Here is a 25,323-nt window from a genome sequence, read left to right on the forward strand (position 1 = left end):
GATCGGGGACATCCTGCTGCTGGACGAACCCCGCGGCGAAGGCGTCCGCGTGGACAGCGGCATTCTGGACGGCGGCAAAGTGACCACCGATTTCGACCCCATGCTGTCCAAACTGATCGTCCACGGCCGCAACAGGGCAGAAGCCATCGCCCGGGCGCGTGAAGCGGTCCAGAACTACGTGATCCTTGGGGTAACAACCAACACCGGTTATCTGGATACCATCCTTGCACATCCGGATTTCGCATCAGGGGATGTCTCGACCGGCTTTCTGGCCGAACAGGCCGATACGCTGACAGCACCTGGCGAAGATGTGAGCGACCTGTTGATGGCGGCGGCGGCCCTGTCGGACGAACGGCTGGTGAGCGATGTGATGCAGATACCTGAAATGCACCGAAAAATGGGCGGGTGGAGAAACTGATGCGGCGGATTTACCAGATCGACGGCGAAGAGACCGAATGCTGGCTGTCGCACGACGGCAGAAGCATGATACTGAACACCCCCGATGGCGCGATCCCCTGCCAATTGGACGCGGCGGAGGCACCCGGCGGCTATACACTGCGGGTGCGCGGGCGCACTTACGACATGCGGGTGGCCGTCGGGCCGGACGCGACATTCGTGCATCTGAACGGGCGGACATTCGCCATCGGTCGCGTCGATCCCGCCGAGCGTCTGGCCGGAAATGATGGCGGCGCGGTCGATGACCGCATCGTCGCGCCGATGCCGGGAGTTGTCGTATCCGTGAATGCCAAGGCCGGCGATCAGGTCAAGGAAGGTCAGCCGCTGCTGGTCATCGAAAGTATGAAACTTGAAACCAGCCTGACCGCGCCGCGCGATGGTGTGATCGCTGAAATACCATTTGCCGCTGGTGATAGTTTTGGGCTCAAGGCCACACTCGCCCAGCTGGCTCCCGAGGAGGAATAATCATGCGCCGGATCGAAAGCCAGATCGACACCAACGCCCCGGATTTCAAGGCCAATCATGCGGCCATGTCCGCGCGGCTGAAAGAGTTCCACGCCCGCCAACACGCGACGCGTTTCGAGCGCCCGCAACGTGACATCGACCGGCTGGCACGGCAGAACAAGCTGGGCGTGCGCGAGCGGCTGAAGCTGTTGCTTGACCCCGGCACACCGTTTCTGGAGTTTTCCACCCTCGCGGCTTGCCGCGAATATGACGGCGCGGTGCCCGGCGCCGCCGTTGTGACGGGCATCGGCATCGTGCAGGGCCGCGAGGTCGCCATTCATGCCAACGATGCGAGCGTCAAGGGCGGGGCATGGTATCCCCATACCGTCAAAAAGATCGTGCGGCTTCTGGATGTCGCGCTGGAAAACCGCCTGCCAGTGATTCACATTTGCGACAGCGCCGGCGGCTTCCTGCCGTTACAGCACGGCGTCTTTCCCGACCGTTATCTGGGCGGTCGCGTCTTTCGCAATCAGGTGAAGCTGAGCCAGGCCAATATCCCGCAGATCGCGGTGGTTGGCGGGCATTGTACTGCAGGTGGTGCCTATGTGCCGACGCTGAGCGATTACAATATCATCATCGAAGGCACCGGAGCCATTTTCCTTGGCGGTCCGCCGCTGGTCAAGGCGGCCACCGGCGAAGAGGTCGGCGTTCAGGAACTGGGCGGAGCGGTCATGCACACCTCGGTTTCGGGCACCGGCGATTACCGCGCGGCCACCGAACAACACGCCTTTTCACTGGCGCGAGAGATTGTCAGCCAATGGAAGCGCACGCCAAAGACGATCATCGAAACCGCCACTTTCGAAGAGCCCTATTACGACCCCAAAGAGCTTTATGGGATCATCCCCAAAGACCGAAAGACCCAGTTCGACATGCGCGAAGTGTTGGCCCGGATCGTCGATGGCTCGCGCTTTCACGAATATCAGCCCGATTACGGCACCACTATGATCTGCGGCTTTGCCCATATCTGGGGTTACAAGGTCGGAATCCTTGCCAATAATGGCGTGCTGTTCAACGACAGTTCGCTCAAGGCGGCGCATTTCATGCAGCTGTGCAACCAGAACCGCACGCCTCTGGTCTTTTTCCAGAACATCACAGGCTACATGGTGGGGCGCGAATACGAAGAACGCGGAATCGCCAAGGACGGCGCGAAGATGCTGATGGCGCAGGGCGGATCGGTCGTGCCGAAATTCACTGTGATCGCCAATGCCTCTTACGGAGCGGGAAATTACGGCATGTGCGGACGGGCATGGGATGCGCGCACGCTGTTCATGTGGCCGCAGGCCGAAATCGGCGTGATGGGCGCGGATCAGGCCGCCAATACCATGGCCGACGTCAAGATCCGCCAGCTTCAGCGCGAAGGCAAGGAGTTGACCGAAGAGGAAATCGCCGCGATCCGCGATCCCGTCCTTGAGAAATTCCGCCAAGATGTGGAAGCCTATACCTCGACCTCTGAATTGTGGGACGACGGTATTCTCGACCCCGCAGATACGCGCAATGCGCTTGGCATGTCGATTTCCGCCTCGCTGAATGCCCCGATTGATGATCCGCACTACGGGATATTCCGGCTCTGACGGCTTCGGGGTGACGACGCGCACCCCACGTCACAGCAGGGTAGTGTTGACAGGCAGACACTCTTGGATGCAAAAATCTAACAAGTGATAGAAAATGGGCCGGTTCTGATTCGTCTACGGCCGGTTCCAGTATAGGAGACAGAGATGACCAACAAAGCCTATATCAGCGGCGTCGGGATGGTCCCGTTCCAGAAACCCGGCAAATCCGAAAGCTATGATGTGATGGCCGCCACGGCCACCCGTTCCGCCTTGGCGGACGCGGGTCTGGATTATGACAAGGTAGAGCAGGCCTATGTGGGCTATGTCTACGGCGACAGCACCAGCGGCCAACGCGCCCTCTACCATGTCGGGATGACCGGCATTCCGGTAGTGAACGTGAACAACAACTGCTCAACCGGGTCCTCGGCCCTGTTCCTCGCCCGTCAGGCCGTCGAAAGCGGCGCGGTCGACTGCGCTCTGGCGCTTGGGTTCGAACAGATGCAGCCGGGTGCGCTTGGTTCGATGTTCCACGACCGGATCAGCCCGTTTACGGCGTTCGACGAAGAAACCGACGATCTGGTGGGTAATTCGGAAATTCCACTGGCGCTCCGGTATTTCGGCGGTGCAGGCAAGGCCCATATGGACGAGTTCGGCACAACCATGGAAACCTTTGCGAAAATCCGTGCCAAGGCCAGCCGACACGCGGCCAAGAACCCCGTTGCGCTGTTCCGGCAGGAAGTGACGCCCGAAGAGGTAATGGCGGCCCCGGTCATGTGGCCGGGGGTCATGACCAGACTGATGGCCTGCCCGCCGACCTGCGGTGCCGCTGCGGCAATCGTCTGTTCCAAGGAATTCGCCGACAAACACGGCCTCGACAGCTCGGTTCGGATATCGGCGCAGGCCATGACAACGGACGGTCCCGAAACTTTCGGTGCGCATGACATGCGCGAGGTTGTAGGCTTTTCGATGGCCAAACGTGCCGCCGATCAGGTCTACGAGGCCGCCGGCATCGGGCCGGACGATGTAGACGTCGTCGAACTACACGATTGTTTCGCTCATAACGAGCTGATCACCTACGAGGCTCTCGGCCTTTGCGCACGTGGCGATGCCGCGAAATTCGTCGATGACGGCGATAACACCTATGGCGGCAAATACGTGACCAACCCATCGGGTGGTCTATTGTCCAAGGGTCATCCGCTGGGTGCCACTGGACTTGCGCAATGCACCGAACTTGTTCAGCAACTTCGCGGTACGGCCGATGCGCGCCAGGTCGATGGTGCGCGATTGGCGCTTCAGCATAACCTCGGTCTCGGCGGGGCCTGTGTGACCACGCTTTACGAAAAAGTCTGACAGCACCACTCGAAAGGATAGAACATGACTGACAAACTCGACGGGCGCGTGGCGCTGGTTTCCGGTTCGGGCCGGGGCATCGGACGTGAAATCGCGCTCAAGCTTGCCTCGGAAGGGGCGCGGCTGGTAATCAACGATCTGGATGCCGATCCGGCCAATGAAACCGCCGAAGCCATCCGCGCCGCCGGTGGCGAAGCGGTGGTCTGCGCCGGCAGCGTGACCGAGGACGGTTTTGCTGAACGGTTCATCAAGACCGGCGTCGACAGCTTCGGCGGTCTGGACATAATCGTGAACAACGCCGGCTACACCTGGGACAGCGTTGTTCAGAAGATGACCGACGAACAATGGCAGGCGATCATCGACGTTCACATGACAGCCCCGTTCAGAATTCTGCGCGCCGCCCAGCCGATAATCAGCGCCAAGGCCAAGGAAGAAGCCGCCGCCGGACAGGAAGTGTTCCGCAAGGTGGTGAATATCTCGTCCATCGCGGGCACCGGCGGCAACGCGGGTCAGATCAACTATTCCGCCGCCAAGGCTGGCATTTTGGGGGTCACCAAGACGATGGCCAAGGAATGGGGCCGTTACAAGGTCAACGTGAATGCCGTGGCTTTCGGCCCGATTCGCACCCGTCTGACCGAGGGCAGCGCCGACGGCGACAGCACGATCAAGGTCGAGGAAAAAGAGATCAAGGTCGGCGTGAATCCCGATCTTCTGTCCCAGATGGAACGGATGATCCCTCTGGGCCGGGTCGGCACCCCGGAAGAGGCCGCGGGCGCGGTCTATCTGTTCTGTGCGCCTGAATCGAACTTCATCTCGGGCCAGCACATCATCTGCGGCGGCGGCTTCGTGATCTAGCACCAGCCACCATAGCCGCGCATTCGGGTTCTGACGTGCGACTGAAAATTCCGGGCAGCCGCATGACGGTTGCCCGAACTGTAACAGGATATCCGATCCATGGCGCGTCTCGAAACAACAGTACTGACCGCATCCGAAACCTACACGCGCAACCACGCGGCGCAAAACGAACGCGTCGAAACCCTGCGCACCCGTATTGCCGAGGCGACGTCGGGTGGACGTCCCGACATGGTCGACCGGCACCGCAAGCGCGGCAAACTTCTGGTCCGCGACCGGATCGACCTGCTGGTGGATCCGGGCACCGCGTTTCTCGAGCTGTCGTCGCTGGCGGCCTATGGCCAATACGGCGGCGAGGTTCCCGGTTCCGGTATCGTCACCGGCATCGGTATGGTCCACGGGCTGCCTTGTATGGTGATCGCCAACGACGCCACGGTAAAGGGCGGCTCTTTCTATCACGAGACGGTGCAGAAACACATCCGCGCCCAGGAAATCGCGGCGGAAAATCGGCTGCCCTGCCTGTATCTGGTGGATTGCGGCGGCGCCTATCTGCCTGAACAGGACCGTGTCTTTCCCGATGCCCGCCATTTCGGCAATTCCTTCTATCGCCAGACAAATATGTCGGCCAGCGGCTTGCCGCAGATCTCGGCCGTGTTCGGCGGCTGCACGGCGGGGGGGGCCTATATCCCCGCGCTGTCGGACGAAGTCATCATGGTGCGCGGCAACGCGCGCATCCATCTGGGCGGGCCTTCGATCGTCAAGGTGGCGATCAACGAAGAGGTCGATGGCGAAACGCTGGGCGGGGCAGAGATGCATTCTCGTGTCTCGGGCGTTTCCGACCATCTGGCAGAAGACGAACACCATGCGCTGGCTTTGATGCGCGACATCGTGGCCGAGCTTGGCCAGTCGCGTCCGATGGAGCCTGACGCAGCTCCCGAAGCGCCTGCGCATGATCCGTCGGAATTGCTCGGTGTCATCAGCGCCGACCGCAAGGAACCCTATGACATGCGCGAGGTTCTGCTGCGCATGATCGACGCGGGCGAATTCCGCGAATTCAAACCGGGCTGGGGCGAAACGCTGGTCTGCGGCACGGCGCGTATCCACGGCTATCGCGTAGGTATCCTGGCCAACAACGGCGCGCTATTGTCCGACAGCGCACTCAAGGGCGCACAATTCGTATCAATGTGTGACCAACGGAATATCCCACTTCTCTTCCTGCACAATATTTCCGGCTTCATGGTCGGGACCGAGGCCGAACGCGGCGGCATCGCCAAGGACAGCGCAAAGCTGGTCTATGCGATGTCGGTCGCCAAGGTGCCGCGCCTGTCGGTCCTTCTGGGCGGCTCTTACGGGGCGGGTAATTACGGCATGTGCGGGCGCGGCTTTGCGCCGAACTTCCTCTTTGCGTGGCCGACGGCGGAACTGGCCACCATGTCCGCCGACATCGCCACCAACGTAATGCTGGAACTGCGCCGCCAGAAGGGGGGCGATCCAGACAAGATGCAGGCCGATATGGACCAGATCGAGGCGCAGGTGCGCGCTCAGTACGGTGAACAGTCCGATCCCTATTACGCCACATCGCGGTTGTGGGATGACGGGCTGATCGAACCGGGTCAGACCCGCGATATCCTTGGCCTGTGTCTGGCCATCGTCTCTTCGGTACCCGAAGCAGGGCGCCACACGCCCGTATTCAGAATGTGAGGCCCACACCATGACAACGACCTACGAAACCATCCTGCTTGAAACCGACGAACGCGGTGTCGCCACGGTAACACTCAACCGGCCTGACAAACACAATGCCCTGAACGGAACGTTGATCGCCGAGCTTGCGGATGCCGCAGAGAAACTGGCCGCCGATGACAAGGTGCGTATCGTGATCCTGACCGGAACCGGCAAGAGTTTTTGCGCCGGTGGGGATTTCAACTGGTTCTCTTCCAACATTGAAAAGTCCCGCGCAGAGCGGGTCGATCAAAGCGCGACGCTTGCGTATTTACTACGCCGCCTCGATACCCTGCCCAAACCCCTGATCGGTCGGATCAACGGCCCGGCCTATGGCGGCGGCGTCGGCATGATTTCGGTCTGCGACTATACGATCGGGGCGGACGACGCGCGCTTTGGCCTGACAGAGGTGAAACTGGGCTTGTTGCCCGCCAATATCTCGCCCTATGTCGTGGCCCGCATCGGCAAGGTGCATTCGCGCGAAACCATGCTGTCGGGGGCGCTGTTCGACAGCACGCGCGCCGAACGGATCGGTCTGTTGACCGAGGTCGCCGCCGCCGGTGAATTGGATGCTGCCATCGAGCGCGTCGTGCATAATCACTTGCAGGCTGCGCCGGGTGCTGTGGCTGACACCAAAGCACTGATCGCCTATGTCGCGGCGCATGATCTGGAAACCAACATGATCTATACCGCCGACCGTCTGGCCGACGCCTGGGAGACCGAGGAAGGCATCGAAGGCATCAACAGTTTCCTCGACAAAAGCACTCCTTCCTGGCGGGTGAAATGAGCTTTACCCGCGTCCTGATCGCCAACCGGGGCGAAATCGCCCGGCGCATCCAGCGCGGGTGCCGCAAGCTGGGGCTGGAAACGGTGGCGGTCTTTTCCGAGGCCGACCGCGATGCACCCTTTGTAATCGAAGCCGATCACGCCGTCTGCATCGGCGGGGCGGCACCTTCGGAAAGCTATCTGAACGTCGATGCCATTCTTGACGCCGCCCGCGCGACCGGCGCGGGCGCGGTGCATCCCGGCTATGGCTTTTTGTCCGAGAACGCCGGTTTCGCCGCTGCGGTCGAGGCGGCAGGCCTTGTGTTTATCGGGCCGGAACCGGGCGCGATTGCCATGATGGGATCAAAGATCGAGGCCAAGGCCGCCGCAGAGGCCGCGGGTGTGCCTGTCCTGCCCGGTTACCGCGGCACCGACCAATCCGACGCGCGGTTGCTGGAAGAAGCGCGGGCGCTTGGCACGCCGCTTCTGGTCAAGGCGAGTGCGGGGGGAGGCGGGCGCGGCATGCGACTTGTCACCGATCTGGCCGACGCGCCGGAGGCCATTGCCTCCGCCCGGTCCGAGGCGAAAGGCGCGTTTGGCGATGCAGCGGTTTTCCTCGAACGCTACGCGCCCCGTGCCCGCCATGTCGAGGTGCAGGTGCTGGGCGACAGCCACGGCACCCTGCTGCATCTGGGGGACCGCGACTGTTCGCTGCAACGCAACCACCAAAAACTGATCGAGGAGGCCCCCGCCGCCGATCTGCCCGAAGATCTGCGCGATGACATGCGCGCGGCGGCGGTCCGGCTGGCGCAATCCATCGACTATCGCTCGGCGGGAACGGTGGAATACCTTTATGACCCGTCGCGCGGCGAATACTACTTTCTTGAGATGAACACCCGCCTGCAGGTCGAACATCCTGTGACCGAGGCGATCACCGGCATCGACCTGGTCGAATGGCAGTTGCGCATCGCGCGGGGCGAGCCATTGACGCTGGCGCAGACCGATGTGCGGTTCGACGGCCACGCCATCGAGGTGCGCATCGCCGCCGAGAACCCGGCCGAAAATTTCCGCCCCGAAACCGGCCGGATCACCCTTTGGGCACCGCCCGCAGGCGTACGGCTGGACAGCGGAGTCGCGGCGGGCTCGGTCGTCGGTCACCATTACGATTCCATGCTGGCCAAGCTGATCGTCCACGCGCCCGACCGCGCCGGGGCGATCCGCAGGGCTGTCGCCGCGATTGATACCTTCGCCGTTGGCGGTGTGGGGCTGAACCTGTCGTATCAACGCGCCTTGCTGACACACGCGGATTTTCAGGCGCTTCGCCATCACACCTCGGGACTGCCCGAGATGTTCCCGGATGGCTGGACGCAACCCACGCCCGACACCCGCGACACCGGACTCGCCGTCATGGCGCTCCATCTGCATCTCGCCCCGGCGGGCACATCGCCCTGGGAAAGCCTCGGAGCGTGGCGGCTCACGGCCCCCGCAGGACGGCGCGGTGCAGCATCCTATTGGACCACATCTCTGGATGATCCGATCCGCATATCCGGCACCCCGGAAACCCTTGTCGCTGTTCTGCCGGACGGCCAGAGCCTCACAACCAAAACCGCCGCCATGGCCGCCGACCGCCTGAGCGGGCGCGTCGACGGTGTTCCGTTCACGCGCATTGCCCATGTCGAACGCGCCGGCGATCATTGGCGGGTGCATCTGCAGACTCCTGCGGGGATGACCCTGACAGACCTGCGCACACTGGAAGATCGGCACCTCGCCCGCGCCAGCGTCGGCGCAAGCGGCGCTGACCTGCTGACAGCCCCGATGCCGGGCGCCGTTGCCGAGGTGCGCGTCGCTCCCGGCGATACTGTCGCCGCTGGGGATACGCTGGTGGTGCTGGAAGCCATGAAACTGCTGCAAAGCCTGCCCGCGCCGGTCGCGGGCGTGGTAGCGGAAATCTATTGTGCGCCGGGCGATACAGTCGCCGGACACGCCCCACTCGTCAAACTCGACCCGGAGGAACAAACATGACCAAACAGGAAACCATCACCACAACCGGCGGCCCGTTCAACGAAGACCTCGACATGATCCGCGATCAGCTGCGTCGGTTCATCCAGACCGAAGTGACGGCCAAGGCCGACGCCTGGGAAGAGGAGGGCATGGTGCCGCGCGACGTGCTGCGCCGAATGGGTGATCTTGGCGTTCTGGGCATGCGCTATGACGAAAAATACGGTGGCGCCGGGCTGGATGTGATGTCCAGCGTGGTCCTGGCCGAAGAGGTCGGACGCTCCACATTCGGCGGTTTCGCGGCCACGGTGCTGGTCCATACCGATATGGCCTCGCCGCATCTTGAAAACGCCGGCACCCCGGAGCAAAAAGCCCGCTGGATGCCGTCGATTACCGCAGGCGACAAAATCGCCGCCGTGGCAGTGACCGAACCGGGTGCCGGGTCGGACGTGGCGGGCATGCGCAGCCGCGCGGTGCAGGACGGGTCGGACTGGGTGCTGAACGGCACCAAGATGTTCATCACCAACGGCGTGCACGGCGACATCTATTTCGTCGGTGCCAAGACCGATCCAGATGCCAAGGGGTCGCGCGGAATCACCATGTTCGCGATCGAAAAGGGCACGCCCGGTTTCTCGGTCGGACGGGCGCTGAACAAGACCGGCTGGCTGTGTTCGGACACCGCCGAGCTGATTTTCGAGGATGTTCGCGTCCCGGCGGAGAATATTCTCGGCGAGGTCAACAAAGGCTTCTATTCGGTGATGAAGAACTTTCAGAACGAACGCATCGTTCTGGGCGCCATGGCCTGCGCCGAGGCACAGACCGCACTGGACATGACCGTGGACTACGTCAAGCAACGCAAGGCCTTTGGCGGCGTGTTGTGGGACAAGCAAGCCATCCGCCAGCGGCTAGCCGACTGTCAGACCCGGATCGAGGCAGGTCGCCAGCTTGTCTATCATGCAGCCAGGCAGGATGTGGCAGGCCGCGATTGCGTGAAAGAGGTCTCGATGGTCAAGGCGTACTGCGGCGAGCTGGTAAACTCAGTGCTCTACGACTGTGTGCAATTCCACGGCGGCATGGGCTACATGCGCGAAACACCAGTCGAGCGGATGTCACGCGATGCCCGTGTTCAGGCCATCGGCGGCGGTGCCAGCGAGGTGATGCTCGAAGAGGTTGCGAAACGCATGTGAACCGTCAGCCCGAGACGCCGACCATTTGGCGAACACAAGGATAATCTGCGCAAGCATGGAAGATGGTGATCATCAATGACGAAAAGCAGCATGTTTTTCACGGAACCCGAACCGTGTCGCGCTCAGGCTGTCGAGGTGGCCGAGGGCATTCAGAGGATCGTTGCCGACAATCCGGGAAAGATGACCTATTACGGGACGAACACCTATATCATCGACAGCTCTGACGGCCGGTTCGTGATCGACCCCGGACCGGTAGAAGACCACGACCATTTCGAAGCCATCGTCGAAACTCTGGGAGAAGGTGCCACCGGAATTCTCGTCACACATCACCATTCCGATCATTTCGGCGCCGCGCCGGCACTGCGCGAAAGGACAGGTCTGCCTGTTCACGTCTCACGGGTGTTTCCGGACGACGCCTTCGAACCTGACGGATACCTTGACGACGGTGATGTGATCGCCGGGCTCACTGTTCTGCACACGCCCGGTCATGCAAGCGATCATCTGTGCTTCGCACGACCGGACGGGGTTCTGTTTTCTGGTGATCACATGATGGGTTGGAACAGCTCGATCGTAAGCCCGCCTGACGGCAACATGCGCGATTACTGCGCCCAGCTTCAACGATTGATCGACCGTAATGACAGGGTCTGCTTGCCCGGTCACGGCCCCGTGCTTCACGACCCGCAACCCTACATCCAGCGATTGCTCGACAACCGGATGCGCCGCGAAGCAGAGATTCTCGCGCATCTGTCGAAAAAACCCGATACGATCAAGAATATTGCAGTATCGGTTTACAAGAAATCCGACCCGCATATCGCAATGGCTGCCGAACGCAATGCCGCAGCGCACCTGGAAAAGCTCTTCGCGGAAGCGCGGGTTACCAAGAACAATGAGATTTGGAATTTAACATAACCATGATTATGCGCGTAATACACTTTGCGTTGCAATAGTATATTATTAAAGGTAAGGTGGTTCCCGACAAAGGGTCCCCTACCATGCGCTTTCAACTTAGACGACTGTCTCTATGCCTAACCGCTGTAACCGCTTTGGCAACCGGTGTGCTGCCGAGCACCACAAAAGCACAAACCTATCCAATCGACTGCGCAATCCTTCTCTGCCTGTCCGGCGGTTGGCCCGCTTCCGTGCCCTGCAGCCGTGCCCGTGCCGAGTTTATCCGTCGCATCACGCCTTGGCCTGTGGAACCACCACTGCAGATTTGGCGCTGTCCCATGGGCGCATCTTATGAGACCGAACGGCATCCGAGCAATGTAGACCGAATCTTCGAAGCCTTGTTTCACGCCAAGGACTATTCGCCCCACCAATCGTTTCCAGGCGATGATGTTGCCGTCCAAACAAAATCAACAAATGCCGTTTGGCGCTCTCCAGAAACCGGAACGGGCGGCATTCCAGCAGACTTCGTGCTTCGCCTCGTCCAGGATCGGGCGGACATTGATATCAGCGGTCCAGAGTTCAATTTTGTCCGATCCATTCGCGTCTTTGATGTACGGTATGCGCGACAGCACGAGTCCGGGCGCGATGGGGACTGTAACCGAAGCGCGACCGTGGTCCTCGGCACTTACGGGACCCAAGGCGATTTCACTTGGCAGAGGTCTTCCGTCACTGCCCTTCCTTCGGCTCACGTAGGCCTTGAGCGCTGGGGCGAGCATTGCCCTGGCATTTATCACCGATCCGTCTTCGTCGATTGGCGTGACTATGAGGATAACTACGGGTTCGAGCAGGTGAACTACTGACCTGCCGCCACGTAGATTGGTCTCGGAAGACGGCTTCTTTGACGTGTACGGCCGCACCGCGTACGCGTCGCGGTCCACATGCTGTTTGGCGTTTCGGCAAATACCGCAGGTTCGCACTCCTCAACCGCCGTCGCCACTTCGCATTCGCGTGAGTGCATCGAAGTCGATTTCTTGCTTCTGTTCGTCACTTATATCCGGCCGGGTTTCCGATACTGGCTGGGGCCCTTGGACGTCCCACATCACCGCATGTGAGCCTGTACTCCAGCGATAAACCCAACCAACAACACTGCACCCATCGGTCCCGATCAGATTGGCGATCGCGACGCCCTCACCCTTATCATCGTTCACTGTTTACTGACTTCCTGCACTGTGGCGCTGCGAATTGCGGCGTGGGGTTGCAGAGCGTTCACTACGACCGCGCGCCGGACTTCGTTGATTTTGGCTAACTGGTTCTAGATGAGGGAGTGCTCATCAGACCGGGAAAATGGGTTCCGGTTTTCTCAACAATTCATTGGCTTCAAATCCTGTGGTCGGGCTCCGTGGCGGCTTCGACGATCGCCAGAACCTCGAACGGGTCAAAGCCAATGGTGCGGGCCAAGACGACCAGTTCGACGACATCGATCCGGCGCTCACCGCTCTCAATGCGCGCGACGAGGGACTGGTGGCATTTGAGCTTGGTCGCCAATTCAGCCTGGCCAAGGCCCGCTTTGACACGGGCGTCGACCAACGCCTGGCAGAGTGCCACCTGCCCTTTGCTTCTGATTGTCTTTGCCACGCGTCACATACCTTTTGTGACGTCGCTAGCGGATGAAATCTGTTATCTAAAAAGTAGATATTTGAGAGTGTTATCGGCGTCTGGTTTCCATGGGCTGCAAGTCTGATGCTCCCGAGGTTGCCCATCAATCCCCTACCAATTGTAGAAATCGGCCATAGTCCTCGCTGACTTCCCGCGCTTCCTTGAAAGCGCGGGCGCGTTCGCTATCGAGGCAACGGAAGTAGCTCTGGATATCCTGGATGTAGTCTTCGAAATCGCCACGGATGATGTCCGCATAGTCCCGCGCTGCCTGCGAATCGCTTGGCAGGAAAGGACGGGCCGGGGCGAAGCAGGATTCCGCCAAAACCGGCCCGGGAACGCAGATCAGAAGGACCATAGCTTGCAATTGGAGCAGGCATGGCAACCTTGGGTTTCTCAAACCTGTTATCTCCTTGATCGCAGACACTGGCCGTGACTAGTGTTTGCGTGACCAAACTACAGCTAAAGCACGATATTACATCTTGCGGTTGATAGTATACTATCGTAACTCTGGGCTTCAAGTGGGAATGCCTGGGGTCGCGCCATTGGAGAAAGCGTGAGCCGGGCCATGAACTGGGACATCGAAGCACCAAATGTGGTTACGGAAGCCAGGTTCCGCGAACTCGTGGAAAGCGGCTATAGCGCAGAAATCCTGTGCCAGGAGTCGGCACATAAGAAAGGTCCCAGTTATTACGGGGTCTGGATCATGCGTGCCGTTTCTGACGACGGCGTCGAAAAGCTTCTGGTCACAGCCCGCACGCGGACGACCTACAACGATATCAAGATCCGCGAGTTCAAGACGATCTCCGGCGTGGTGTCTTTCTTCATTGGCCTTGGCTTTTCGCATGTCGACCTGCCGCTTGAGGCGGGTACAAGCCGTACGCATAAACTTGCGCCGTCAGACAAAGCCTCATCAGACATGGGCGCTGACAACTAACCTCGTCTATCTCTGGCTGGTCGCAGCACCTGCCTCAGCGCAAATGGTCCTGATCATGGAGAGCGACGGCTCTCTGACCCCGTCGCGGTCTCAGAGCGGTTTTGCTCGAAACTACAATGACGGCGTTGGTCTGGGATCGGCGTCCGATGGTTTGGCCATTCTTGGTGAGACTGAAGCAGCTTTCGAACTTGACTCGCTGAGGCTTGCGGCACTCGCCCAGCCAGCACCCCTGACCCGCGCAGACGTTCTCTTGGGCATCGAGGCAACAGCCCTGCGCTATGTCGGCCATCCCGGCCTGCGCCGCGCGGGACTGTCCGTCACGGATTGGCTGGCTCTCTACCGGGCCAATATCGAGGTGGAAAGCGCCTACAGGCAGAATGCCGTCTCGAGCGCGGGCGCCATTGGTCTGGGCCAATTGATGCCTGCTACTGCCCGAGATCTCGGTGTGGATCCTCATGACGCGCTGCAGAACCTCGACGGCTCCGCCCGCTACCTGACAATGATGCTGGAAAGCTTCGGCGATCCGCATTTGGCGCTGGCAGCCTACAACGCCGGGCCGGACGCCGTACGCCAGTACGGTGGCATTCCACCTTACAGAGAAACCCAGAACCACGTGGCCCGCGTCATGGCTGTCGTGGCCCGATTGGAAGGATCAAATTCATGATGTCCCAACCTTTTTGGAAATCATTCCTCAAAACACTTATCGGCAATGTCACGAGAGCGCGCAGCGCGGCAGTGCATTGGCGATACCGCTTTTTCCAAACAAGTTGGATTCCAAACCTCTTTGTCGCCTCGCTGGCACTATCCCTGCTCATTGCCGAGCCCGCACTTGCACAGAGCATCGATCTCTCCCCGATCCAAAGCCTGTTGCAGGGCATTGTCGATGCGCTGACCGGACCCCTTGGCGTTGTCATCGCGACGCTGGCCGTACTCGGGGTCTTTCTCAGCTGGTTCTTCAACATCATCGATCTGCGCCAGGCGCTTTGGGTGCTTGTCGGCATCGCCGGTGTCGCGGCTGCCCCGACGATCGTTGCTGCGGTCTTTGCCGGTGGCTGAGCGCTCACCTCTCTTTCTCGGCCTCGTACGCCCGCCCAAGCTAATGGGCCTGCCGATCATGTATGCGATGGTCTGGCTCTTCGGTTCGGTGCTCTTGTTCGTCTGGGTCCAGCACATCGTAGTGCTGGGTGTCGCCGCCTTACTCTATCCGGTGCTGTGGAAAGCCGCGGATTGGGACCCGCGTTTCATCGACGTGATGATGACGGCCCTGCAGGAGACACCGCCCACGCGCAACAGGTCCATTCATGGCGGGGACAGCTATGCCCCGTGATGACGCCCGTGATGCTGCGCTCGATGCCCGCACAATGACGCCAGACTGGTATGCGCGCGAGACCCGCCTCGCGCATATGCTGCCCTATGTGAGCCTCGTCGACGACCAGACCGTGCGGACCCGGGTGAACGAACTCTTCCGCTGCATCCGGCTCGAGGGAATCAACAGCTACACGACCGACGATGCCTATCTCGACAAGGTGACGGCGCTCTTTGCCCGCATCGTCGCGCAGCTCGGGCCGGAATTCAGCTATTACGTCCACAAGGTCTCCAAGGCCATCAAACCGGATCTCGACCCGATCCGTGAGGAAAGCTTCGCGGGCGAGGTGGACCGGCGCTGGCGCGCGAAACTCGAGACCAGCGGGCTCCGCGACAAGACGCTGACGCTCACCGTCATTCACCGCCCGCCCCCGAAAAGCCTCCTGCCGTTCCTCAGCCGTAGCGCGCCGGACCGTCTCAGAGATGAAACCCGCAAACGCCTGCAGCGACTGGGCGAGGCCGTGAACGTCTTCCTGTCCGGCCTCGCAGAGCTCAAACCGCGCCTGCTCTCGGCTGCATCGGGGGAATTGGTGGGGTTTCTGGGCGCGCTCAACACAGGCACCGAGCTGCCGCTCTACCCGGCAAACACCTACGGCTTTTTGTCCTTCAACGTCGCCAATACCCGCGTGACGTTCCACGGAGACCATTTCGTGCTTTCCGAAGGCGTCGTGGGCCATCGCTACGGCAAGAGCTTCACCATCGGGGAATATTCCGAAGGCACCTCCTGCACCATGTTCGACATGCTGAACCTGCCGGTCGACATGATCGTCACCCACTCCTTCACGCCGATCAATTCCAACCTCATGGCAGGCCGGATCAAACGACAAAAGCGCCAGATGCAGGCGAGCCAGGACGCAGCCCTCTCGCTCCTCGAAGCCCTCGACATCGCCGCCGATGATCTCGAGGCCAAGCGCCAAAGCTTCGGCGAGCACCACATGGTCGTGACGCTCTTCTGCGACACGCTCGAAGAGCTGCAGACGCTCAGCGCCGAGATCGTGAACGCCGCCGCGACCGAGGGCGTGAAGATGATCGGCGAGCGGGTCGCGGCCAAGGCGCATTACTTGAGCCAGCATCCCGGCAACCAGCCCAAGCGCGTGCGTGCCAGCGCCGTCACCAATCGCAACTTCGCGGATTTCGCGGCCTTTCACCGGACGCAGCTCGGCAAGCCGCCTGCGAAAACCCCCTGGGGCCGGGTCGTCTCATATTTGCCCACGCCCGAGCAGAGCGCCTACCGGTTTTCCTATCACGAGCAAGGTTCGCCCGACAAAGAACCGACCAGCGGGCATACCCTGATCATGGGACGGCCCGGGTCGGGTAAATCGGTGCTGTCCGCCTTCCTGATGACCCAGGCCCGTCGCGCAGGCGCACGGATCTTCGTCTTCGATTACCGTAATGGTATGGAGATGGCGGTGCGCGCCAATGGCGGGCGGTACGCGTCCCTGAACGCAGGCCAGCCCACGGGCCTCAATCCGCTCTGGACAGAGACCGATGCGCGCGGCACCGCCTGGCTCTCGGACTGGCTTGCTACGCTTCTTTACCGCGCCGACAAGCCGCTGACCCCGGCGCAGACCAACCGCATCCAGGAAGTCGTGCGCCAGAACGCGCAGGCCACCAATCCGGCCCTGCGGAACTGGCGGGATTTCGCATCGCTTTTTGTGTCCACCGATGATGGCGGCGATCTGCACCAGCGCCTGCTCGAGTGGACCGAAGACGGCCGCTATGGCTGGATCTTCGGGCAGAGCCTTGAGGACACCTTTTCACTCAAAGGCGATGTCGTGGGCTTCGATCTGACCGGCATTCTCGACAGCGAGGCCGAGAAGGAGCGGATGGCGGTCCTGTCCTATCTTTTCCGCCGGGTCGAACGCGAGATCGAGGACCGCCGCCCCACCATCATCGTGATCGACGAGGCCTGGAAGGCCCTCGATAACGCGTATTTCGCCGAGCGGCTGTCGAACTGGCTGGTGACGGCGCGCAAGCAAAACACGGTTGCCGTGATGATGACGCAATATGCAAGCCAGCTCGAACGGACCCGGACCGGCAAGACCATCGTCGAAGCCGTTCCAACGCAGATCCTGCTGCCCAATATCCGCGCCAATGCAGCGGATTACGCCATGCTGAACCTCACGGAGAAGGAACTCGACGTCCTTCTCAACACGGGCAGCAACAGCCGCCTCGCACTGATCCGCGACGATCAGGGCTCGATCGTGGTCGATGCCGATCTCAGTGCTCTCGGGCCCAATCTCACCATCCTTGGCGGCATGGAAAAGGGCGAAGCGCTTGTCGGCGCCGATTACCGCGACCGCTCGGACTTCTGGAGGTTTTCATGATCCGTACCCTGTTTCTTATCACCGCGCTCGGCGCTTTGGCCTCTTGCACCCAGTACCGGGAGCCGCAGGCGAACTGCTTCACATTCCTCGCGTCAACGGCACCTGTCGCGCCTGATTGCACCTTCACGCCTCTAGATGCGCCGGAGGGCGACATTGAAGTCTAGCCTGCCTCATATCCTGGCGTTTTGCCTGCTGCCCAGTCTGGTCGCCGCACAAGGCGTACCCACCAATGACAGTGGGTTGACCGCGCGCGACATCGTCGAAACTGGCGATCGCGAGGCCGATCTGGCGATCCAGGCCGACAAGCTTGGAGTGCGTGAACTCATCGCCGAGATCGAACGGGAGCAGCTGGAAACCCTGCGACGCATCCTTGATGCCCAGACCAGCTTCGGCGGTCAGGGCCTGCCGGCCATGGTCTCGGGGCTTGAGGGCGGCAGTGGCGATCCCGACCGCGCCGTGGAAGCCGTCTATGGTACGGGCGAGATCGATCCCAATCGCGGCGGTGCGCAGATGTTCGGGGATGCGTCTGAGAACATCGAGCAGCTCATCATCCGGGTGGCCCAGGAGACCAGCGGCTTTGCGGGTGTTGGCCGCGCAGGGCTCTCGCCCGTCCAGTGGCGCGCGTTGCTACAAGCGCTGATCTGGCAGGAAAGCCGGTTTACGATTGGGGCACGGTCTCCCGTCGGCGCCTATGGTCTCACCCAGATCATGCCTGGGACGGCCAGCGATCTGGGCATCAACCCGGAATACTATGACAGCCCCTACCTACAGGTGCATGGCGGCGCGCGCTATCTCGCAACCCAGCTCAACACATTCGATGGCAATATCATCAACGCGCTCGCGGCCTATAACGCCGGACCAGGCCGGGTTTTCGAGTATGGCGGGGTCCCACCCTTCCGCGAGACCAGAGCCTACGTCCAGGTGATCCCCGAACGCTACAACCTCTATTTGACCCGTATCGGCGGGATCGAAGCGCTTGGCACGATCGACCCCGCGCTTCTGGCCAATGCCAACCTCTCGATGACCGGGCATGGCGCGGCCTTCTATGGCAACAACTCGCCCGCCGCGATCAGGCAAGCCGCCCTGCGTATTGCGGATATCGTCGAACGGATTTCCGAGACTGAAGACGTGCAGGAAAGCATCGCACTCAACACCTATGCCCGCGCCGAACTCGTGCGCCTCGTCGCTGCACGCATCCGGCTTCAGGCCGCCCGCACCCGCGTCCTTTCTGCCGAGGAGCTGGCCCAGGCCAGCGCCCGCATGGCCGAAGGCGCGTTCATGGATTTTACGATCAGGGAGATTGATTGATGGGACATCTGCTCTTGAGGACAGCTTTGGCCACGACACTTGGCGTTGGCTTGCAGTTCAGCGCCCTACCCCCTGCCGCAGCACAAGGTGTGCCCGTCGTCGATACCCAGAACATCGCGCAAAACATCCAGCAGCTGCGGCAGATGATCGAAGACGAGATCCTGCAAAACGAGCAGCTGACGCAGCTCCGCGAACAGCTTGCCACGCTCACGGATCAACTCGCGGAGCTGCAAAGAACCTATGAAGCGCTCACCCGCCTTGCCGAACTGCCGGAGATCATCCGCACCGAGATGGAAGACGAGCTGAACGGACTACTTGATCAGGAATTCGGCGATATTCTCGCCACCATCGAGGCAATCAAGACGGGCGATTTCTCGGGTCTGTCGGGCTCCGGTGCAGGCGAGATCGAAACCCAGATGGACCGGGTTCTGGCCGATCTCGGCTTTGACGAGGACACCCTCTCGGAAATGGCCACCAGCGGCAATGCAGGCGCGAACCGCGTGGCGACGCAGGCAACAACCGGCGCGCTCGTCTCAGCCGCCGCCCAGAACAGCTATGAAGATGCCGGCCAATCGCTCGAGCGGGTCGACCGCCTCGTCGGGCTCATCGACGATATGGACGAACTCAAGGAAAGCATCGATCTCAACACGCGCGTGACCGCGGAGCTCGCCATTGCGCTGGTCGCCATGTGGCAACTCGAAGCCATCCAGACCGTGGGCGATGGCACCGGCGGCGTGATCGATGCCGCCACCATCGCCGAAGAACAGCGCTTCATGGATTTCACCCTGCCGGACCTGCGGGCCGAGTGAGTGCGGGGTGTGACGCGTGGCGAGTGAACAAGAGATCATTGAGGAAGAACTGGTCTACGGTGCCTTGCGCCGCGAACGGCTCTGGCAACGCCTTGGCCTGATGGGCCTTGTCTTCGGTATCATCGGCTGTCTGAGTGCCGCGACTGTCTCGATCCTCGATGTCGACCCGCCCCCCGTCGTTGTCCCCTATGATCCCGCCACTGGTTTTGCCCTGCCCGAGGCGTCCGTTGGGGCCACATCCGTCACCGCCAACCAGGCGATCATCGAGGCGGAGGTCTTCCGCTATGGGACCGACCGGGAGGTCTACAATCAGCTCGATAACGATCTGCGCATCCGCAGCGTCCTGCGCCGCTCGGACGGAGCTGCCGAGAGCGGGCTGCGCCAGATCTGGAACAGCGCCAACGAGAATTACCCGCCGACGGTCTATGGCCCCAATGCTCGGCTCGACGTGGAAATCCTCAGTATCAACCGGATCGGAACCAACCGCGCGACGGTCCGCCTGCGCAAGCGCCTGACGTCCATTAACGGCACCCAGACCGGCCTCTTCACTGCGACGCTTCTCTTCGAGTTCCGCCCGGAGACCCGCCGCTCCATCGATGAGGTCTGGACCAATCCATTCGGCTTCACCGTCCTCGAATATTCCATCCGCTCCGACAGATTGGAGAACTGACGTTGTTGTTTATAAGATCGCTTATTTTTGTCATTGCGCTGTTGCCCGGCCTCGCCTCTGCCGAAGCCATCCCGCGTGGCGGTCCCAACGACAGCCGGGTGCGCTTGGCCACCTACCAGGAGGGTCAGGTCTACCGTCTCAGCGTCTCGCTCACCCATGTGACCACCATCGAGTTCGGCGAGGGCGAAAGCATCCGCTCGATCATCGCGGGCGACACGGAAGGGTTTGAGATCGATGGCGTGCCAGGCGGCCAGGCCTTCGCGATCAAGCCCGTCGCGCGCGGCGTGCATACCAATGTGACCGTCTATACCAACCGCCGCAGCTACTACTTCAACGTCGAGGAGGTCCGCAGCCCAACCTTCTACGTGGTGCAGTTCCGCTACCCGGAAGACGCTGCGCGCCCGACCCGGGCCATCGCGGCCCAAGCGCCGAACTACAATTACGGCGCCAGCGCGCGGACCGAGTTCACGCCAACGCGCATCTGGGATGACGGGACGTTCACGTATCTCGCCTTTCCGAGAAACGCGCCTGTGCCAGCGATCTTCCGCTACGCGGGCGGCCGTGAACGCACGGTCAACACGCAAACCCCTGAAGACGGCGTGATCCGCGTCAGCGGCGTAAACCGCCAATGGGTCCTGCGACTTGGCGAAGAAGTGGTCTGCATCGAGGCGATCCCGCCCGCGGAGGCCGCCTCATGAGCGATACTGAGAACACCGAGCTGGAAAAACGCCTCGCCGCCCTTGAGAAAGGCAGTGCCCGCGCCCCCACGGCGGCGCAGCGCCGGTCGCCCCTTCTCGCGCTGATCGTGGTCCTCGTCATCGGCGCAGGTGGTGCCCTGCTCTATCTCCTCTCACAGCCCGACGAAGAGGAAGCCTTGCCGACGGCCACCCCGGACGTCTTCCAAAACGAGGGGGACGGCTTTGGCGCTATCGAGACCTTACCCCCGCCGGAGCCCGAGGTTGTGTTCGTCGGACCGGGTCCAGTCGAGCCGAACGCGGAGCTTCTGGCGCAGATCACCGCCCTGCAGGCCCAGATCGAGGAGTTGCGCAACGCCCCTGAACCAGTTGTCGAGGACAACACCGCTGCAGCCGAGGCAATTGACGCGCTGACTGCGCAGATCGCGGCGCTGCAAGCCGCCTCGGAAGCAGCACAGCAACGGTTCCAGGACGAACTGACGGCGCGGGATCGCAGCCTTGAGCAACTCCGCATGGATCTGGAACTGGCCCAACTCGAGGCCAGCCGACCGCAACCCGCGCCAGTGGGCCCCACGGAAGATGAGCTGCGCGCACGCGAGCAAGAGCGACTGCGCCGGGAGGAAGAAGCCAGGCGCATGGCCGAGCTGGAGCGCCGCGCCGCGGAGGAACGCGCCTTCCAGGAGCGGCGCATCGCCTCTCCCACCATCGCCTTTGGCGGCACGTCCGGAGCGAATGAAACGGCTCTGACCGAACGCACTTTTGGCGAGGTGACGGATTTCGTGCTGAACGGGGCGCTGCCCTCCACCGTGACGCAGGCCCAGGTGATCGCCAATCCCTCCAACACCATCATCCAGGGCACCATGATCCAGGCCGTCATGGAAACCGCCCTCGACAGCTCCCTTCCCGGCCAGACCCGTGCCGTGGTGTCCGAGGATGTTTACAGCGTCGATGGCGCAAGGCTTTTGATCCCCCGCGGATCCCGTCTCATCGGGCGCTACCGCACCGGCGTCGATATCGCGCAGCGCCGCGTGACTATCGCCTGGGACCGGATCATCCTGCCCGACAACCAGACCGTCCAGATCAGCTCCTTCGGGGGCGATGAACTGGGTCGCTCCGGCGTCACGGGTTTCGTGGACACACGCTTCGCCGAGCGTTTCGGGTCGGCCGCCCTGATCTCGCTGATTTCGGCCGCGCCAAGTGCCGCCGCCTCCGAGGTCCAGGATGAGACTGCCGCCGACGTTCTCGAAGACGTTGGCGATGATCTGGCAGATGCCACGGACAGCGTCATCGGCGATTACCTCTCCATTGGCCCCGTCATCTATGTCGACCAAGGCGCACGCGTCACGGTCATGGTCGATCGCGATCTGGAGATATTCTGAGCCCATGTCGCTGAGCTATCTCGAAACCTCGCTCGACCGGATCGACGCCGCCGCCCGCGACGATGTCATCGAGATCTGCATCAATCCCGACGGGACCTGTTGGGGCGAATTCCAGGGCGATCACTTCATGCGCGCGCTGGATCAAAGGCTGACGGGCGTTCAGGTCAGGGACCTCGGCAACCAGATCGCCTCCTCTGCCAATACCACGATGAGCAAGGACCGCCCCATCGTCTCGGTCTCGATCACCTACAAGGGGCGCCCGATCCGCGCTCAGGTCATCACCCCGCCCGCCGTGCTCTCGGCCATGTCGATCAGCCTACGGTTCTTCTCAAGCCTTTCCCTCGAAAACATCGAACTGTCGTTTCTGTTTGGCAAGGAACGCAAGCTCGAAGAGGTGCGGCAAGAGAAGACCCAAGAATTGCGCGCAGTCGTGGAAGCCGGCGTGATCGACGATGCGCTGGCCTTTTGCGTTGAGAACAGGCTCAACATGATCGTCTCGGGTGGTACCTCGACCGGCAAAACCGTGGCAGCCCGCAAAATCCTGTCCCATGTCGGCGCTGAGGAGCGGATTATAACGATCGAGGAGGCAGCCGAGCTTCTGCCCGCTCAGCCAAACGTGGTTACGCTTATCGCAAACCGTGATGCCGAGTTTCAAACCGCAGACGTTCTTCTCACCGCGACGCTGCGCATGCGGCCGGACCGGATCATTCTTGGCGAGGTGCGCGGCAAAGAGGCCATGACCTTCCTGGAAGCCATCAACACCGGCCATGGCGGGTCCATGACCACACTGCATGCCGAAACCCCGCAACTCGCCGTGCAACGGCTCGCGATCGCAGCACTCAAAACCGAGATCCCGATGACCTATGCCGACATGATCCAGTACATCGAGAACTCCATCGACGTGATCATCCAGGCCGGTCGCCATGACGGCAGGCGCGGCATCACGGAATTCTACCTCCCCGGCGCAACTGAGATTGGAACTTCCCCATGAAGACCTTTGAATACGACATCCTGTTCTTTCCGGTGAAGAAGCAAAAGGACTACGACGAGGTGCGACGTGCTTTGAATGAGCGCGGCGCGGAAGGGTGGGAGGTTATCACCGCCGAAGCCGGCGACTACGGCTACACCACTTTCTTGAAGCGTGAGACTGGTACAATGAAGGCGGCATCGGAATGACACGGGCTATTGCAGTCGCTGGCCTGCTCTTGATCTTTGGCACAACTGCTGGCGTAGCCGAGCGGAACCTGATCCCGACGCTCGACAACCACCCAAATGTTTGCCCAGACCAGCCACCTGAGCCGAAGTGGATGCAGAACATCAATGTGCGCGAATCCTATAAGCGCCTTTTGATCCAACAGATATATCGGGCTCAAGGCATGGAGCGCGTCGTAGACTCGCAAAACTGCGACTGTCCCACACGGTATCCAACTTGGGAGGACGCCGTACGCTTCTACACAGAGCGCTATGCTTCATCTAAATACTGGGACGTTGTAGAAGCGACGTCCGAATACCGACGACAGGCAAATGAACTGCGCCGCGCCGCCATGCCAATCTGCGTAGCAGCTGGCAACTGGTAGCAATCCATGAGTGTCGTCACCTACTTCGTGGAAACGTCCGAAGGGTATCTAGATACCGCTGCCGAAACTCAGTTTGGTGCGGTCGCAGCAACGGTCGGCACGTTGCTGGTTCTGGGCACAACACTGGTTGTCATTCTGGTCTTCATCAACATGATCTACCAGTATCGCGCCATGGACGGCCGAACTGCCTTTTGGCTGGCCGTGAAGGTCGGACTTATAGGGGTCTTCGCGGCCAACTGGGTCCAGTTCAATGCGCTTGCCTCAGCAATACTGAACGGAATTGACAGCATTGCCGGGGCACTTGTGGCTTCTGTCGGCGGCGGATCACCTGGTCCGTCCGGTACCTTTGCAGAGGAATTTGACGAACTGATTGCAGCGCTCGGGGACTATCTGAATGCTGCGGGATCTGAGCTGAACTGGATGGCGGGTGCCTTGCTTGACACACTTGGGGTTCTGCTGCTCTCGATTCTTGGCGGGTTGGCGGCGTTCATTGTTGTGGCGTCCCGGCTCATGATCGCTCTGCTAATTGGCATTGCGCCAGTGATGATCTTCTTGACCCTGTTCGAGGTGACCAAGGATTATTTCGCGCGCTGGTTATCCGCGCTCATTTCATTCGCGATGTATCCGATCGTCGTCGCCGGAGTGTTCGCGACGATCACGGGGGTCTCTCGGGCGCTTCTTGCCGAGCTTGGCGACCCGGAGGGAGCCTCGAACATAGGGGCCCTTATCCCATTTTTCATGATGGTGCTGATGGCAAAGGGTTTCATCATAGCAACGCCTTTCTTGGTTCGGGCGATTTCCGGAAACATCATGATGCCAGCACTCTCAGCCGGGTTCGGGGGAAGCTATGCCTTCGCCAGAGGGCTTGCAGGTAGCCAACAAGTTTACAATCGCTATGCCATCGGTGGCGCAACTGGGGCTGAATACGCAGCCCTTCGAGCGCGACAATTCTTCGGCGTGCAAGCCTTGCCGAGCCGGCCAAATACTGCTGGAGGGCCAACTGCGGCTCGTCCGGGTGACGCAACCGGAACAGGCGCCCGAATGCTGGCACAGCTTTCGAGACTTGGTAGGTTGGGCAGGCGGTGACAGCCAGGTGCCAAAAACTTGCCAAAACTGCAAAGGTTTCGCCGCGGGTTTTTGTCATTGCTAAACGGTTGATCCCTCGCGACACAAGGCACGTGGCCAAACACGACCGATATCGGTGAAAAACACCGGCCTCTAAATGTCGTACCCAAGGCGCTGTCGCCTTGTTTGCCCCGCCTTTTCGGTGGGTTGGTTCAGAGCCTTTTGGGTCTTTCACGTCTTCATATAGGCACGAGCTTCACGAGACGTTT

At 61.1% G+C, this 25,323-nt stretch carries 28 protein-coding genes and 1 pseudogene; 26 read left to right on the plus strand and 3 right to left on the minus strand.

Going from position 1 to position 25,323, the window contains the following annotated elements; translation table 11 throughout:
- The 11 genes and pseudogenes from AC13DE_RS01210 to AC13DE_RS01260 form a co-directional block, all read left to right on the plus strand.
- Positions 1-418 (plus strand): annotated as a pseudogene (locus AC13DE_RS01210) (biotin carboxylase); the annotation flags it as partial.
- Positions 418-921: an acyl-CoA carboxylase biotin carboxyl carrier protein subunit gene (locus tag AC13DE_RS01215; protein WP_240790923.1), complete on the plus strand. Its 504-nt coding sequence runs from the start codon at positions 418-420 to the stop codon at positions 919-921. The pseudogene AC13DE_RS01210 and the gene AC13DE_RS01215, both read left to right, overlap by 1 nt.
- Positions 922-923: 2 nt before the next feature.
- Positions 924-2,531, plus strand: coding sequence for an acyl-CoA carboxylase subunit beta (locus tag AC13DE_RS01220; RefSeq protein ID WP_114865528.1), 1,608 nt, complete (start codon positions 924-926; stop codon positions 2,529-2,531).
- 144 nt (positions 2,532-2,675) lie between these two features.
- Positions 2,676-3,860 (plus strand): lipid-transfer protein, encoded by a 1,185-nt coding sequence (locus tag AC13DE_RS01225; RefSeq protein WP_037931805.1) that lies wholly within the window; start codon positions 2,676-2,678, stop codon positions 3,858-3,860.
- 24 nt (positions 3,861-3,884) lie between these two features.
- A complete protein-coding gene (locus AC13DE_RS01230) occupies positions 3,885-4,715 on the plus strand; it encodes an SDR family NAD(P)-dependent oxidoreductase (RefSeq protein WP_037931802.1) in 831 nt (276 codons plus the stop codon).
- 99 nt (positions 4,716-4,814) lie between these two features.
- On the plus strand, positions 4,815-6,413 hold the full coding sequence (locus tag AC13DE_RS01235) for an acyl-CoA carboxylase subunit beta (RefSeq protein ID WP_114865527.1): 1,599 nt from the start codon (positions 4,815-4,817) through the stop codon (positions 6,411-6,413).
- A 10-nt stretch (positions 6,414-6,423) separates the two neighbouring features.
- Positions 6,424-7,218, plus strand: a complete 795-nt coding sequence (locus AC13DE_RS01240; protein WP_114865526.1) for a crotonase/enoyl-CoA hydratase family protein — start codon at positions 6,424-6,426, stop codon at positions 7,216-7,218.
- Positions 7,215-9,218, plus strand: coding sequence for an acetyl/propionyl/methylcrotonyl-CoA carboxylase subunit alpha (locus tag AC13DE_RS01245; protein WP_114865525.1), 2,004 nt, complete (start codon positions 7,215-7,217; stop codon positions 9,216-9,218). Before AC13DE_RS01240 ends, AC13DE_RS01245 begins: the two co-directional genes overlap by 4 nt.
- Positions 9,215-10,381, plus strand: coding sequence for an acyl-CoA dehydrogenase family protein (locus AC13DE_RS01250; RefSeq protein ID WP_114865524.1), 1,167 nt, complete (start codon positions 9,215-9,217; stop codon positions 10,379-10,381). Before AC13DE_RS01245 ends, AC13DE_RS01250 begins: the two co-directional genes overlap by 4 nt.
- 75 nt (positions 10,382-10,456) lie before the next feature.
- Positions 10,457-11,290 carry an MBL fold metallo-hydrolase gene (locus tag AC13DE_RS01255; RefSeq protein WP_240790924.1) on the plus strand — a complete coding sequence of 278 codons (834 nt, stop codon included), beginning with the start codon at positions 10,457-10,459 and terminating at the stop codon, positions 11,288-11,290.
- Between the two features lie 83 nt (positions 11,291-11,373).
- Positions 11,374-12,129, plus strand: coding sequence for a hypothetical protein (locus tag AC13DE_RS01260; protein ID WP_231582197.1), 756 nt, complete (start codon positions 11,374-11,376; stop codon positions 12,127-12,129).
- Between the two features lie 120 nt (positions 12,130-12,249).
- Here the strand turns inward: AC13DE_RS01260 and AC13DE_RS01265 are convergent, their stop codons facing one another.
- From AC13DE_RS01265 to AC13DE_RS01275, 3 genes are all read right to left on the minus strand, one after another.
- Positions 12,250-12,477, minus strand: a complete 228-nt coding sequence (locus tag AC13DE_RS01265; protein ID WP_047997962.1) for a hypothetical protein — start codon at positions 12,475-12,477, stop codon at positions 12,250-12,252.
- A 169-nt stretch (positions 12,478-12,646) separates the two neighbouring features.
- Entirely contained in the window at positions 12,647-12,904 is a 258-nt protein-coding gene (locus AC13DE_RS01270) for a helix-turn-helix domain-containing protein (RefSeq protein WP_483046758.1), read from the minus strand.
- 124 nt (positions 12,905-13,028) lie between these two features.
- Entirely contained in the window at positions 13,029-13,280 is a 252-nt protein-coding gene (locus AC13DE_RS01275; protein ID WP_483046769.1) for a hypothetical protein, read from the minus strand.
- A 210-nt stretch (positions 13,281-13,490) separates the two neighbouring features.
- Here AC13DE_RS01275 and AC13DE_RS01280 point away from each other — a divergent pair, with 210 nt between their 5' ends.
- From AC13DE_RS01280 to AC13DE_RS01350, 15 genes are all read left to right on the plus strand, one after another.
- Positions 13,491-13,859, plus strand: coding sequence for a hypothetical protein (locus AC13DE_RS01280; protein ID WP_483046759.1), 369 nt, complete (start codon positions 13,491-13,493; stop codon positions 13,857-13,859).
- Between the two features lie 43 nt (positions 13,860-13,902).
- On the plus strand, positions 13,903-14,523 hold the full coding sequence (locus tag AC13DE_RS01285; protein WP_483046770.1) for a lytic transglycosylase domain-containing protein: 621 nt from the start codon (positions 13,903-13,905) through the stop codon (positions 14,521-14,523).
- 107 nt (positions 14,524-14,630) lie between these two features.
- Positions 14,631-14,915 (plus strand): TrbC/VirB2 family protein, encoded by a 285-nt coding sequence (locus AC13DE_RS01290; RefSeq protein WP_040701741.1) that lies wholly within the window; start codon positions 14,631-14,633, stop codon positions 14,913-14,915.
- On the plus strand, positions 14,908-15,186 hold the full coding sequence (locus AC13DE_RS01295) for a VirB3 family type IV secretion system protein (RefSeq protein WP_483046760.1): 279 nt from the start codon (positions 14,908-14,910) through the stop codon (positions 15,184-15,186). The genes AC13DE_RS01290 and AC13DE_RS01295 overlap by 8 nt, the downstream gene beginning before the upstream one ends.
- Positions 15,176-17,551, plus strand: a complete 2,376-nt coding sequence (locus tag AC13DE_RS01300) for a VirB4 family type IV secretion/conjugal transfer ATPase (RefSeq protein ID WP_483046761.1) — start codon at positions 15,176-15,178, stop codon at positions 17,549-17,551. Before AC13DE_RS01295 ends, AC13DE_RS01300 begins: the two co-directional genes overlap by 11 nt.
- Positions 17,548-17,715 (plus strand): hypothetical protein, encoded by a 168-nt coding sequence (locus AC13DE_RS01305; RefSeq protein ID WP_354546071.1) that lies wholly within the window; start codon positions 17,548-17,550, stop codon positions 17,713-17,715. The genes AC13DE_RS01300 and AC13DE_RS01305 overlap by 4 nt, the downstream gene beginning before the upstream one ends.
- The gene (locus tag AC13DE_RS01310) at positions 17,705-18,859 is read left to right on the plus strand and encodes a lytic transglycosylase domain-containing protein (RefSeq protein WP_483046762.1); all 1,155 of its coding nucleotides are present in this window, start codon (positions 17,705-17,707) and stop codon (positions 18,857-18,859) included. The genes AC13DE_RS01305 and AC13DE_RS01310 overlap by 11 nt, the downstream gene beginning before the upstream one ends.
- On the plus strand, positions 18,859-19,668 hold the full coding sequence (locus AC13DE_RS01315; RefSeq protein ID WP_483046763.1) for a type IV secretion system protein: 810 nt from the start codon (positions 18,859-18,861) through the stop codon (positions 19,666-19,668). Before AC13DE_RS01310 ends, AC13DE_RS01315 begins: the two co-directional genes overlap by 1 nt.
- A gap of 16 nt (positions 19,669-19,684) precedes the next feature.
- The gene (locus AC13DE_RS01320; protein WP_483046764.1) at positions 19,685-20,338 is read left to right on the plus strand and encodes a VirB8 family type IV secretion system protein; all 654 of its coding nucleotides are present in this window, start codon (positions 19,685-19,687) and stop codon (positions 20,336-20,338) included.
- 2 nt (positions 20,339-20,340) lie between these two features.
- Positions 20,341-21,036, plus strand: coding sequence for a TrbG/VirB9 family P-type conjugative transfer protein (locus AC13DE_RS01325; RefSeq protein WP_483046765.1), 696 nt, complete (start codon positions 20,341-20,343; stop codon positions 21,034-21,036).
- Complete coding sequence (locus AC13DE_RS01330) at positions 21,033-22,412, plus strand: TraB/TrbI/VirB10 family type IV secretion system protein (protein WP_483046766.1); 1,380 nt, start codon at positions 21,033-21,035, stop codon at positions 22,410-22,412. Before AC13DE_RS01325 ends, AC13DE_RS01330 begins: the two co-directional genes overlap by 4 nt.
- 4 nt (positions 22,413-22,416) lie before the next feature.
- Complete coding sequence (locus AC13DE_RS01335; RefSeq protein ID WP_483046767.1) at positions 22,417-23,403, plus strand: ATPase, T2SS/T4P/T4SS family; 987 nt, start codon at positions 22,417-22,419, stop codon at positions 23,401-23,403.
- Complete coding sequence (locus AC13DE_RS01340) at positions 23,400-23,588, plus strand: hypothetical protein (protein WP_009820227.1); 189 nt, start codon at positions 23,400-23,402, stop codon at positions 23,586-23,588. The genes AC13DE_RS01335 and AC13DE_RS01340 overlap by 4 nt, the downstream gene beginning before the upstream one ends.
- The gene (locus tag AC13DE_RS01345; RefSeq protein ID WP_483046768.1) at positions 23,585-23,989 is read left to right on the plus strand and encodes a hypothetical protein; all 405 of its coding nucleotides are present in this window, start codon (positions 23,585-23,587) and stop codon (positions 23,987-23,989) included. Before AC13DE_RS01340 ends, AC13DE_RS01345 begins: the two co-directional genes overlap by 4 nt.
- A gap of 6 nt (positions 23,990-23,995) precedes the next feature.
- The gene (locus AC13DE_RS01350; protein ID WP_009815563.1) at positions 23,996-25,075 is read left to right on the plus strand and encodes a TrbL/VirB6 family protein; all 1,080 of its coding nucleotides are present in this window, start codon (positions 23,996-23,998) and stop codon (positions 25,073-25,075) included.
- Positions 25,076-25,323 lie beyond the last annotated feature (248 nt).

It is taken from the genome of Sulfitobacter sp. L-8 (genome assembly GCF_056859255.1).